Annotated in this window: 9 protein-coding genes; 8 read left to right on the top strand and 1 reads right to left on the bottom strand. The window is 32.9% G+C overall.

Annotated elements, in window-relative coordinates; translation table 11 throughout:
• Positions 1–11 precede the first annotated feature (11 nt).
• Entirely contained in the window at positions 12–3,344 is a 3,333-nt protein-coding gene (locus GQS58_RS15085) for a DUF2126 domain-containing protein (RefSeq protein WP_166387402.1), read from the bottom strand.
• A 503-nt stretch (positions 3,345–3,847) separates the two neighbouring features.
• Between GQS58_RS15085 and mce the strand changes: the two genes are divergently transcribed.
• From mce to scpA, 8 genes are all read left to right on the top strand, one after another.
• Positions 3,848–4,252: a methylmalonyl-CoA epimerase gene (gene mce / locus GQS58_RS15080; RefSeq protein WP_166387400.1), complete on the top strand. Its 405-nt coding sequence runs from the start codon at positions 3,848–3,850 to the stop codon at positions 4,250–4,252.
• 26 nt (positions 4,253–4,278) lie between these two features.
• The gene (locus tag GQS58_RS15075) at positions 4,279–5,838 is read left to right on the top strand and encodes an acyl-CoA carboxylase subunit beta (RefSeq protein ID WP_166387398.1); all 1,560 of its coding nucleotides are present in this window, start codon (positions 4,279–4,281) and stop codon (positions 5,836–5,838) included.
• Positions 5,838–6,197: an OadG family protein gene (locus tag GQS58_RS15070; protein ID WP_166387396.1), complete on the top strand. Its 360-nt coding sequence runs from the start codon at positions 5,838–5,840 to the stop codon at positions 6,195–6,197. Before GQS58_RS15075 ends, GQS58_RS15070 begins: the two co-directional genes overlap by 1 nt.
• Before the next feature lie 3 nt (positions 6,198–6,200).
• Complete coding sequence (locus GQS58_RS15065; RefSeq protein WP_166387394.1) at positions 6,201–6,620, top strand: biotin/lipoyl-containing protein; 420 nt, start codon at positions 6,201–6,203, stop codon at positions 6,618–6,620.
• Between the two features lie 9 nt (positions 6,621–6,629).
• Positions 6,630–7,961 (top strand): sodium ion-translocating decarboxylase subunit beta, encoded by a 1,332-nt coding sequence (locus tag GQS58_RS15060; RefSeq protein WP_166387392.1) that lies wholly within the window; start codon positions 6,630–6,632, stop codon positions 7,959–7,961.
• Positions 7,962–8,027: 66 nt separating this feature from the next.
• Positions 8,028–9,317 (top strand): acetyl-CoA hydrolase/transferase family protein, encoded by a 1,290-nt coding sequence (locus tag GQS58_RS15055; RefSeq protein ID WP_166387390.1) that lies wholly within the window; start codon positions 8,028–8,030, stop codon positions 9,315–9,317.
• Positions 9,318–9,395: 78 nt separating this feature from the next.
• Positions 9,396–11,195, top strand: a complete 1,800-nt coding sequence (locus GQS58_RS15050) for a methylmalonyl-CoA mutase family protein (protein ID WP_166387388.1) — start codon at positions 9,396–9,398, stop codon at positions 11,193–11,195.
• A 52-nt stretch (positions 11,196–11,247) separates the two neighbouring features.
• Entirely contained in the window at positions 11,248–13,380 is a 2,133-nt protein-coding gene (gene scpA / locus GQS58_RS15045; protein WP_166387386.1) for a methylmalonyl-CoA mutase, read from the top strand.
• Positions 13,381–13,727: the final 347 nt, after the last annotated feature.

The raw sequence follows: 13,727 nt of genomic DNA, 5'->3' as shown, positions 1-13,727 counted from the left end.
AATAAATTCCCCTACTTTTTTCTTAAATCTAGGGTGTAAGGAAATTCAAAATTAACAGGTAATTCTTTAAACTTAAATCGCTTAGAACTACTGTTGGTTTCTACACTTCTACTAGTGCTTTCTGTATTTGGGTTGATACTTTCCACAGGATCAATTTCACCTTGTGTATGTCCAAACTCCCAGAAACGATTAATTCGTCTCGATTCTGCTTCATAACTATTTACTGGATATTCATCATAAGATCTTCCTCCTGGATGCGCAACAAAATAAGTACAACCTCCAATAGAACGTTTATTCCAAGTATCTACAATATCAAAAACTAAAGGAGTATCTACCGGAATTGTTGGGTGTAAAGCAGAAAACGGATCCCAAGCTTTATAACGAACACCTGCTACATATTCTCCATGAACACCTGTTTTATTTAATTGTACCTTAACGCCGTTACAACTTAATGCAAAACGGTCTTCGTTAAAATTAGAAACTTTTACTTGTAATCTTTCCAATGAAGAATCTACATATCTTGCAGTTCCTCCACCAGTCATTTCTTCACCTAAAACATTCCAAGGTTCTATACCTGCTCTTAATTCTAAATGAATATTATTAATGTCTACCATCCCATGTAATGGGAATCTAAATTCGAAAAATGGATCGAACCAATCTTCTTTAAATTCGTAACCCGCTTTATTTAATTGGTCTACAATATCTTTAACATCTTCTCTTACGTAATGTTCTATTAAAAATTTATCGTGCAATTCTGTTCCCCAACGGACTAAATTATGTTCGTAAGGTTTTTTCCAGAACCAAGCAACCAAAGTTCTAACCAATAACATTTGTACCAAACTCATTTTAGGGTGTGGTGGCATATCAAATCCACGTAATTCTAAAATACCTAATCTTCCTGTAGAAGAATCTGGAGAGTATAATTTATCGATACAAAACTCTGCTCTGTGCGTGTTTCCTGTTAAATCGGTTAATAAATGTCTAAACAATCTATCTGTTAACCAAAAAGGAACTTCGCCATCTTTCGGAATTTGATTAAACGCAATTTCTAACTCGTATAAATTATCTAATCGTGCTTCATCTACTCTTGGTGCCTGACTTGTTGGACCAACAAATGATCCAGAAAATAAATAGGTTAAACCTGGGTGATGTTGCCAAAAAGTTAATAAACTACGCAATAAACTTGGTTTACGTAATAAAGGACTATCTGCTGGAGTAGTACCTCCTAAAGTAACATGGTTTCCTCCACCAGTTCCGGTGTGTTTACCATCTAACATAAACTTTTCTGTACCTAATCTTGCTTTTTTAGCTTCATCATAAAAAGTAAATGTGTTTTTACACAAATCTTGCCAGTTGGTAACCGGATGTACATTTACCTCAATAACAGCAGGATCTGGTGTTATTTTAAGAGATTCTAATCTGTTGTCTTTTGGCGGTTCATAACCTTCCATAATAACAGGTACATTTAATTCTCTTGCGGTAAGTTCTATGGCAGCAATTAAATCTAAAAACATTTCTGCCGTTTCTAAAGGCGGTAAAAATAAATATAATTTACCTTCTCTAATTTCTGCACAAAGTGCAGTACGTACAAAATAGTTAGGCTGATTTAATTCTAAACCATAATCTAAAAATTCTTGATACCTTTTCTTTACAATATTTTTAAAACTAGGTAAGCGTTTCTTTTTAGAAAACAAATCTGGTTCATAAATAGGAAAAACCTCATGTTCTGGTTTTTCCATTAATGAATCTAAAGGCAATCTTAATCCCATAGGAGAATTCCCTGGAGTTAAAAAGATATGTTGTCTTCTAAAAGTCCAAGCACTTGTAAACCATTTATCTTCTGTTTTATTTAAAGGCAGTAAATGACCAACAGGTGTTGATGCGCCTTTTTCATAAATTTCATGTAATTTTTTACGTGCTAAAGAACCGTCTTTATCCTTTGCAGGATCTATATCTATCGGTAAATTTCCTTGTTCCCATAAATGATAAAATGGGTCTTCGTAACTAGGAAGAATATGTTCTGTAGAAACACGTAAATACTTAGAAAGTGTTTCTAAAAATAATTTATCAGAATTTTCTGGAACAATAGGATTATCAGCATAGCTGGATAAAAACTTTTTATTGTACCAAATAGGTCTACCATCTTTACGCCAACAAATTTCTATTTGCCATCTTGGTAAAGGTTCTCCAGGATACCATTTTCCTTGTGCATGATGTAAAACAGCTCCGTTACCAAATTTATCATATAAACCTTTGGTTAAATCGCCTGCTAGTTTTCTTTTATTTGGTCCATCTGCAGCAGTATTCCACTCCGGAGACTCTAAATCATCAATAGAAATAAAGGTAGGTTCGCCACCCATTGTTAAACGAACATCTCCTTTTTCGAGTTGTTTTTCTACTTTATTACCAAGTTTGTAAACAGCGTCCCATTGTTCTTCTGTATACGGTTTTGTAACTCTTGGAGATTCTAAAATTCTAGTTACTTTGTTTTCAAAAAAGAATTCAGTTTCACATTTATCTGTCATTCCAGAAACGGGTGCGGCACTTTCAAAAGAAGGTGTACAGGCTAACGGAATATGACCTTCACTTGCTAAAAGACCAGAAGTGGCATCGAAACCAATCCAACCAGCACCTGGTAAATAAACTTCTGCCCAAGCATGTAAGTCTGTAAAATCTTCTTCAGGTCCAGAAGGACCGTCTAATGATTTTTCGTCTGATTTTAATTGTACTAAATAACCAGAAACAAAACGTGCTCCAAAACCTAAGTGACGTAAAGTCTGTACAAATAACCAGGCATAATCTCTACAAGAACCGTTTTTCTGCCCCAAAGTTTCTTCACAACTTTGAACACCCGGGTCCATTCTAATATTATAATTTAAAAACTCATAAATTTTCTGATTGATGTCAATTAGAAAATAAATGGTTTTTCTTGGTGTGTAATCTAATGTTTTTATAAACTCTTCTAAAAGCTTCCCCTTATCTGTAATTTCTAAATAAGGTTGTAATTCTTTTTTTACAGTTTCTGTATATACAAAAGGATATTCTTCTGCATACTCTTCAATAAAGAAATCAAAAGGATTGATCGTTTTTAAATCGGCTATAATCTCAACATCAATAGACATTTCATCTGTTTTCTCAGGAAAAACCAAACGCGCTACATAATTTCCAAAAGGATCTTGTTGCCAGTTAAAGAATTGCTCTTCTGGCGTAATTTTAATAGAATAAGATTCTATAGGTGTTCTGGAGTGAGGTGCTGGTCTTAGCCTAAAAATATGAGGAGATAATGATACTTTTCTATCATATTTATAAGTTGTCTTGTGTGATATTACGATTTTTAATGCCATGTATACATTTATGTTATGAGTGCAAATTACTTAGTTAACCTTACTTAACCTTTCAAACTAAAGCGAAAAAAAACGCCGGCAAATTTAGGTATTTATTATTCTAAATACCTTGAAATTTACAATAAAAAAGAGATTCAAAAAAGCATTATAGCTTCATAATAAATCTATTTTTAAGATCGTTTTAAAATACTTTTATTTTTTATAAATTTAGTAATAAAACAACAGAATATCCTTATTAATACATATATATTATTGCTTTTTATTAGCGTTGTAATAATTTTTGCATAAATAAAATATTAAAATGATAATTTGTTAATTTAAGGACAGTATCTGCCTACTTTCTTAAAAGATATAATTTAAAATTAGAAAATAAACAAAAACACTATTTTTTTCAATTCCTTAATTTAACTTAAAATAAGTTGTAATAATCTATGAATATGACAACTATCATATTATAAAATATAGATGTATGCTAAATTTGATGAAATTAAAACATCAAAATTATGAATATTTCACATATAGAGCATTTAGGTATTGCTGTTAATAATTTAGAGGAATCCATAAAATATTACGAAGAAGTTTTAGGTTTAAAATGTTATTCTATAGAAGAGGTTGTCGATCAGAAAGTGAAGACAGCCTTTTTTTTGGTAGGTAGCACAAAAATAGAACTACTAGAAAGCACGTCTCCAGACGGTCCAATTGGTAAATTTATAGAGAAAAAAGGACCAGGTATTCATCATATAGCCTTTGCGGTACCAAATGCAACAGAAGCATTAAAAACTGCAGAACAACGTGGCGTTAAACTTATTGATAAAGTCTCAAGAAAAGGAGCAGAAGGACTAAACATTGGCTTTCTTCATCCAAAATCTACCTTGGGCGTACTTACAGAACTTTGTTCTAAAGAATAATTTTAAAAGAAAATACTTATATAAAAATGGCAAATCAAGATAAAATTAACGAACTCATTGAAAAAAGAGCGGAAGCTAAAATGGGTGGTGGAGAAAAACGTATAGATTCTCAGCATGCTAAAGGTAAATTAACTGCACGTGAACGTATAGATATTCTTTTAGACGATGATAGTTTTGAAGAGTTTGATATGTTTGTAACACACAGAACAAAATCTTTTGGATTGGATAAACAAATTTATCTTTCTGATGGTGTTGTTACCGGACATGGTACAATAGACGGAAGAATTGTATATGTATTTGCACAAGATTTTACGGTATTCGGTGGTTCTTTATCTGAAACTTATGCTTTAAAAATATGCAAGGTAATGGATATGGCAATGAAAATTGGTGTGCCAGTAATTGGTTTAAATGATTCTGGTGGAGCGCGTATTCAAGAAGGAGTTAGATCTTTAGCGGGTTATGCAGAGATTTTTCAAAGAAATATTATGGCTTCTGGGGTAATTCCTCAAATTTCTTCAATTTTAGGTCCTTGTGCTGGTGGTGCTGTGTATTCACCGGCATTAACAGACTTTACAATTATGACCGAAAATACAAGTTATATGTTTGTTACAGGCCCTAAAGTGGTAAAAACCGTTACTGGAGAGGTTGTAACGGCAGAAGAATTAGGTGGCGCTAAAATTCATTCTACTAGATCTGGCGTTTCTCATTTTTTAGCTGCAAATGATGAAGAAAATTTATTATTAGTGCGTAAGTTATTAAGTTACTTGCCTTCAAATAATTTAGAAGAAGCACCTATTTTACCTTGTAACGATCCTATTGATCGTTTAGAAGATGCTTTAAATGAGATTATTCCAGAAAACCCAAATCAACCTTATGATATTGTAGATGTAATTTCAATCCTTACAGATAATGGAGAATTTACGGAAGTGCACAGAAATTATGCTAGAAATATCTGTGTCGGTTTTGCTAGATTTAATGGTCGTCCGGTTGGGATTGTTGCCAATCAACCTAAATATTATGCAGGTGTTTTAGACATTGATGCTTCAAGAAAAGCAGCACGATTTGTTCGTTTTTGCGATGCTTTTAATATTCCTATTGTAACCTTAGTTGATGTACCAGGTTTCTTACCAGGAACAGGTCAAGAATACGGCGGAATTATTTTACACGGGGCAAAATTACTATTCGCTTATGGAGAAGCAACTGTACCTAAAGTAACAATTACTTTACGTAAATCTTATGGTGGAGCGCATGATGTAATGAGTTGTAAGCAATTACGAGGTGATGTAAATTATGCGTGGCCAACCGCAGAAATTGCTGTAATGGGAGCCAAGGGAGCTGTAGAAGTTTTAGAAGGATCTAATATTCGAAAAATAGAAGATGCAGATGAAAAACAAGAGTACATTCAGAAAAAAGAGGATGAGTACACTGCCAAGTTTGCAAATCCATACATGGCAGCAAAATACGGATTTATAGACGATGTTATAGAGCCAAGAAACACGCGTTTCAGAATTATTAGAGCATTAGAATTACTTCAAAATAAAAAAGATGTAAATCCTCCAAAAAAACACTCAAACATTCCATTATAATGACAAACATATTTTTAAATACCAGCAATATCAATGAAGGCTACGTTATTTTATTTACAGGGTTATTCATTGTTTTTAGTGCGTTAGTAGTACTAGCACTTTTCTTTAACTATGGATTGCCTGTAATGCTTTATGTGTACAAAATAATTACCAAAGGAAAGGATAAGAAAATCAGTGAAATAAAAGTAAAAGGAGATCATAATTTTACTGGTGAAATTTCTGCGGTTATTGGTGCTGCAGTACATATGTATACAAGTGAACAACACGACCATGAAAGCGCAATTTTAACCATAAAACAAGTTAAAAAAACGTATTCACCATGGAGTTCTAAAATTTACGGAATTCAAAATAGATTATAACAAATGAAAAGCTATAAATTTAAAGTAAACGAAAACGGCTATACCGTTACTATAAAATCTCATGAAGATAATATTATTAACTTAGAAGTTAATGGTACGTCTTATGAAGTAAAAATGCAAGAAGAGGTGAAGAAAACAAAAACACCTACATTAATTAGATCTGCATCTAAACAACCTTCTGCACCATTACAAGTAAATCCAAAATCTGCAAAAACAAGAATTGTTGCACCTATACCAGGAGTTGTACTATCTATTGATGTAAAAGTTGGCGATACACTAAAAGTAGGGGATAGAATGCTTGTTTTAGAAGCTATGAAAATGGAAAATAGTATTGTCTGTGAAAAGGCAGGTACTATTACCGCCATAAAGATTAGTGTAGGGCAACAAGTACTGCATGATGAATTAATGATAGAACTAGAATAAACACGAAATATGAAAAAAGTAATTTTAATATTCTGCGTTTTATCTTTATTGATCTTTATTAGACCAGTTTTAGGATTAAGCTCAGATGCTAACCCAGACTCCATAGACAGCGCTACGGTTACTACAACGCAAGTTGATAAAGCACCACAAGAAGTGAGTGTTTTTGAAGGAGCATTTAAAGGAATAAAAACATTTTATAGTTATACCGGGTTTGCAAATTCAACCTCTGGAAACTTAATAATGATTGTAATAGGAATTACATTTATCTACTTAGGTATTAAATTCGATTATGAACCTCTACTACTAATTCCTATTGGTACCGGTGTTATTTTAGGAAATATCCCTTTTGTGGCCGGAAACCAAACAGGTATTTATGAAACCGGATCTGTATTAAACTATCTCTATTTTGGAGTAGTAAAAGGAATTTATCCGCCGCTAATTTTCTTAGGGATAGGAGCAATGACAGACTTTTCCTCTTTAATTGCAAACCCAAAATTAATGCTTTTAGGAGCAGCTGCACAAATTGGTGTATTTGCAACCTTTATGGGAGCTTTATATTTAGGTTTTAACCTTCCAGAAGCAGGTGCAATTGGTATTATTGGTGGAGCAGATGGTCCTACAGCAATTTTCCTTTCATCAAAATTAGCTAATGGTATTAATATATTGCCAGATGGTACCACGGTAAAAAATCTTATTGGCCCTATTGCTATTGCAGCCTATTCTTATATGGCTTTGGTTCCTGTAATTCAACCTCCTTTAATGAGAATGTTAATCTCTAAAGAGGATAGAAAAATTAAAATGAAACCACCAAGAGCTGTTACTCAAAAAGAAAAAATGATTTTTCCTGTAGTAGCTTTAATTTTAACAACGTTTATTTCTCCGAGTGCATTACCATTATTAGGGATGTTATTCTTTGGTAATTTATTAAAAGAATCTGGTAAAACAGAAAGATTAGCAGATACAGCAAGAACGAAGTTAATTGATATTGTAACTATTTTATTAGGTGTTACTGTTGGTGCCTCTACACAAGCAGATATCTTTATTACAAAAGATTCATTATTAATTTTTGGTTTAGGAGCCGTATCATTTGTAATTGCTACTTGTGGAGGTTTACTGTTTGCTAAATTTATGAATAGATTTTTAAAAGAAGGTAATAAAATAAACCCTTTAATTGGTGCAGCAGGAGTTTCAGCGGTTCCAGATAGTGCTCGTGTAGTGCATATTGAAGGCTTAAAATCTGACCCAAGTAATTACTTATTAATGCATGCTATGGCGCCAAATGTTGCTGGTGTAATAGGTTCTGCAATTGCTGCAGGTATTATTTTAAGTTTCTTAGGATAAATGATGAAATAGAAGGTTCATTTTAGTATGTAAATGGACAAACAACAATTTTTAAAATTTGATAATATGAAAATACCAAATAAAATGACAGCTGCACAAGCTGTTCAGTTAATCAAATCTAACGATAGAGTTTTAATCCAAGGAGGATCGGCTACACCACAGGCTTTAATAAATGCCATGGTAGCTAGAGCTCCCGAATTAAGAAATGTTGAGCTTGTTCATTTACATACCGAAGGAGCTTGTGGTTACACAGCTCCAGAATTAAGAGAAAGTTTTCATACCAATGCTTTTTTTATTGGAGGAAACATTCGTAAAATGGTTGGAGATACCGTAGATTATATTCCTGTTTTTTTAAGTGAAATACCAAGTTTATTCCGTGAAGGGTATATGAATCTAGATGTGGTAATGGTAAATGTATCACCTCCAGATAAACATGGTTTTTGTTCTTTAGGAGTTTCGGTAGATATTGTTATTGCTGGTATTGAGCAAGGTAAAAAAGTTATTGCTCAAATTAATCCTCGCATGCCAAGAACTTTTGGTGATGCACAAATACATTTGAAACATTTTGATGCGTGTGTTGAAATTTCTGAAGAAATACATGAAATGAAATTTGTAGAACCGTGTGATATTGAAAAATCTATAGGTAGAAATATTGCCGAAATTATAGATGATGGTGCCACACTTCAAATGGGGATTGGAGGAATTCCTAACGCTGTTCTAACATTTTTACATAACCATAAAAATTTAGGTATACATACAGAAATGTTTTCTGAAGGAATTGTCGATTTAGTTGAAAAAGGAATTGTAAATGGATCTAAAAAGAAAACGAATCCGTATAAAATTGTATCAGGTTTTGCAATGGGAACGCGTCGTTTATATGATTTTATGGATGATAATCCAGAAATAGAAATGAATGACATTGCCTATGTAAATGATACGTCTATAATTCGTAAAAATCCAAAAGTAACAGCAATAAATTCTGCCATTGAGGTAGATTTAACAGGTCAAATTTGTGCAGATTCTATCGGTCAAAGAATGTTTTCTGGTGTTGGTGGTCAAATGGATTTTATGCGAGGAGCGGCATTATCAAAAGGAGGAAAACCAATTTGTGCAATTACTTCAACTACAAATAAGGGAATTTCTAAAATTACACCAATGTTAAAAGTTGGAGCAGGTGTGGTAACAACCCGTGCACATGCAAGGTTTGTAGCTACAGAATATGGTATTGCAGAACTATTTGGTAAAAATTTAAAACAACGAGCACAAGCTCTAAGAGATATTGCGCACCCAGATCACAGAGAAGAATTAGACAAAGCTATTTTTGAAAGATTTGGAAGTAGTATTAGGGTTAAATAAATATATGGAAAATTCAGTTCTTTAAAGTCTATTTTTAAGGAACTGTAGTTTTTAAATAATTAATAAAATTGACACATAATGAGCGATAAAAAGAAAGCACTATTTTCAGATTTTTCTTCAGTTTCTACTGAACAGTGGATGGAAAGAGTGACCGCAGATTTAAAAGGTGCTGATTTTGATAAAAAACTAGTATGGAAAAACCTTACTGGTATCAATTTTCAGCCTTGTTATACTATTGAAAATTCAATTACACAGCTAAAAAATACAGGAGAGAATTCACAGTCGTTGGTAAACTATAGAAGTGTATCTGCTTGTTGTGGGAAATCTGGAAATGATTTAGCTATAAAAGCAATTGAAGAGGGTATAAACGGAATCATTTTTAAAATGGTAACAAATGTATCTGTTAAAGAGCTTTTAAACGGAATAGATTTAAATGAGATTTCTGTATCCTTTAAATTATTTAATAATGCAATCCCTTTTACAAAGGAGTTAGTTGCATTTGCTAAAGGTAAAAACTTAAAAGGTTATATAGATACAGACCTAATTTCTAGTTATGTAACAACTGGTGTTTTTAATGAAAACCTTGTTGATATTACTGCAGAATTAGTGAAATTAACGAGTGGTTTTCCAAATTTTAAAGCAATTTCTATTTCTGGAACGGAGTATTTAGATTCTGGATCAAATCAAGTTCAAGAAATAGCGTATACATTAAGTTCTCTAGTTTTCTTAACAGAAAAACTGAAAGAAAAAGAGATTGCAGTTCAAGATGTTTTTAATACTCTAAACTTCAATTTAGCCATTGGTTTAGAGTATTTTGTAGAGATCGGTAAATTTAGAGCGTTTAATAATTTATTAGCTGAGGTTGCTGCTAAATATCAAATTACAGATTTTTCGAACACAATTACTGCTAAAACATCTATTTGGAGTAAATCTGTAACAGATGCAGAAACAAATTTATTACGTTGTACTACAGAAGCAATGGCTGCAATATTAGGTAATGTAGATGGTGTTTTAATTGATGCGTATGATAAGGAGTTTAAAAGTGCTTCCGATTTTTCAAGTAGAATAGCTGGTAATATTACCACTATTTTAAGAGAAGAATCTTACTTTGGTAAAGTTTCAAACCCTGTAGATGGTTCTTATTATATTGAAGAAGTAAGCTCTAAGATAGCCGAAAAAGCATTAGAATTATTTAAAGCGATTGAAGCAGATGGTGGTTTTTATACCAATTTTGAAAACGAAACCATTCAACAGCAAATTGCTGAAATCCGACTTCAAAAATTAAAACTAATTAGTCAGCGTAGAACTCCAATGGTGGGTATAAACAAATACCCAAACTTAATGGAAAAAGTTCCTGTAAATATTCTTTCTTCAGGAATTACAGATAATTCTAAAGTGTTAACTCCAAGAAGAGCATCCTTAGAAATTGAAGCCATGCGCAGAGTTACAGAAGAATTAGTAGCAGAAACTAATGTGCGTCCAATTGTACAATTAGCCAGTTATGGAAACTTAACGATGCGTAAAGCAAGAGCTGCCTTTGCGTACGATTTTATTGGCGTAAGTGGTTTTTATGTACATCAAGAAGAAAGTTTCGCTGATGCTGTCGTTGCTGCTAAAGAAAGCGCAAAATCAGCTGCACATGTAGTTGTTATTTGTAGTTCAGATGAAGATTATAATGCAACTGCTGTCGATTTTGTAAAAACATTTAGAGCAATTGATACAGACAAAGTCTTACTATTAGCTGGTGCTCCAAAAAACATGGATGAATTAACAGCTGCGGGTTTAGATGGTGTTGTAAATATGAGAACAGATGTTCTTGTTGTGCTTTCTAATATTCAGAAAAAAGTTCAAAAAACCTTTAAATCTTTAGAAGTATGAAATCGTTTTTACGATTACATGTGACGATTGAAAAACAATAAAAAAGAAACACATGAAACCAGATTTTTCAGATATAAAAATAAATTCAGCTGTTAAGCAAACAGCTGCAAATGCAGAGAATCAAGATGTTTGGAATACTCCTGAAGGAATCCCTGTAAAAAAACAATTTACAAAAGAAGATATTAGCAAAGCAGAACATTTAGGTTTTGCTGCTGGTGTACCACCTTTTTTAAGAGGTCCTTATAGCGCCATGTATGCCATGCGTCCTTGGACGATTCGTCAATACGCAGGTTTTTCTACTGCGGAAGAGTCAAACGCTTTTTACAGAAGAAATTTAGCAGCAGGTCAAAAAGGACTTTCCGTTGCTTTTGATTTAGCGACACACCGTGGTTACGATTCCGATCATCCACGTGTAACGGGAGATGTTGGTAAAGCTGGTGTTGCCATAGATTCTATTTTAGATATGGAAATTTTATTCGACCAAATTCCGTTAGATAAAATGTCTGTTTCTATGACCATGAATGGAGCCGTTTTACCAATTATGGCTTTTTACATTGCAGCCGCAAAAAAACAAGGTGTTTCTTTAGATCAGCTTGCTGGTACGATTCAGAATGATATTTTAAAAGAATTTATGGTGCGTAACACGTATATTTATCCACCTGCACCTTCTATGAAAATTATAGGTGATATTTTTGATTACACCACTAAAAATATGCCGAAATTTAACTCAATTTCTATTAGTGGTTACCACATGCAAGAAGCAGGTGCAACAGCAGATATTGAATTAGCATATACCTTAGCAGACGGAATGGAATACATTAGAACCGGATTAAAATCTGGTTTAAAAATAGATGAATTTGCGCCACGTTTATCATTCTTTTGGGCAGTTGGTATGAATCATTTTATGGAAATTGCCAAGATGCGTGCAGCTCGTATGCTTTGGGCAAAAATTATAAAAACGTTCAACCCCACAAATCCAAAATCGATGGCGTTGCGTACACATAGTCAGACTTCTGGTTGGAGTTTAAGTGAGCAAGATCCTTTTAATAATGTAGCCAGAACTTGTATTGAGGCAATGGCCGCTACTTTAGGCGGAACGCAATCTTTACATACCAATGCATTGGATGAAGCCATTGCTTTACCTACAGATTTCTCTGCAAGAATTGCACGTAACACTCAGATATTTATTCAAGATGAAACTCAAATGACTAAGTCAGTTGATCCTTGGGCGGGTTCTTATTACGTGGAATATTTAACGCAAGAAATTGCGAAGAAAGCTTGGAAATTAATTGAAGAGGTAGAAGAACTAGGCGGAATGGCAAAAGCTATTGAAACCGGAGTTCCAAAATTACGTATAGAGGAAGCTTCGGCACGTAAGCAAGCGCGTTTAGATTCTGCTCAAGATATTTTGGTAGGTGTTAATAAATTTAAAACGACTGAAAAATCTAATATTGAAATTTTAGATATAGACAATACTGTCGTTAGAGATTCTCAAATAGCCCGTTTAAATAAAATGAAAGCCGAACGTAATTCTAATTTGGTTGCGGCTAATTTAAAAGCTTTAGAAGATTGTGCAGGAAATGGTAAAGGTAATTTATTAGCTTTGGCTGTGGAAGCTGCAGAAAATTTTGCTACATTAGGTGAAATATCAGATGCTTTAGAAGTTCATTTTGGAAGACATAAAGCAGATACTAAATTAATAAGCGGAGTGTACGGAAAAGAAGTAAAAAACGATGATACATTTGCAAGAGCGCAAAGGTTAACCGATAAATTTGCAGAAATAGAAGGTCGTAGACCAAGAGTTATGATTGCAAAAATGGGGCAAGATGGGCATGATAGAGGTGCAAAAGTTGTTGCTTCTAGTTTTGCCGATTTAGGTTTTGATGTAGATATGGGATCGTTATTCCAAACGCCAGAAGAAGTTGCTAAACAAGCAGTTGAAAACGATGTGCATTTTGTTGGAGCCTCTAGTTTAGCGGCTGGACACAAAACTTTAATTCCACAATTAATTACTGAATTAGAAAAATTAGGAAGACCAGATATTATGGTTTTTGCTGGAGGTGTAATTCCTGCACAAGATTATGATTATTTATTAGAAAGAAAAGTAGTAGCCATTTTTGGTCCTGGTACTGTAATTTCTGAATCTGCGATTACCATTATGGAAAAATATTTAGAGCAAGAATAAGTTTTAAATTATTAATATTTAAAAGCCCAAACATTTATTTGTTTGGGCTTTTTTGTTTTTTATAATATTAAGAAAAAAAAATGAAGTGAAGCATTCTTATCACTTCGATGTGAGGGGAAGTCACATAATAAGAAAACACTTATTTTGTATTTTCTTATCGTAAATCTTAATTTATTTAAGGATTTTTTTTAACTTAATTTAGGCTTCAGTAAAATTTTAGTGGAAATCATAATGTTAATTTAAAAAGGAAAGATCTTTCATGTTTTTATACATAAGTTCAGAATACTTTTTTCAAACTTATACCAAATGAATTTTAAAATGATTGATGATAAATTTAAGTTATTTTT

Source organism: Polaribacter sp. 11A2H (genome assembly GCF_011379025.1).
Lineage (GTDB): Bacteria > Bacteroidota > Bacteroidia > Flavobacteriales > Flavobacteriaceae > Polaribacter.
Note: the sequence above shows the minus strand (reverse complement) of the source record. Positions and strands in the feature narration are given on the sequence as shown.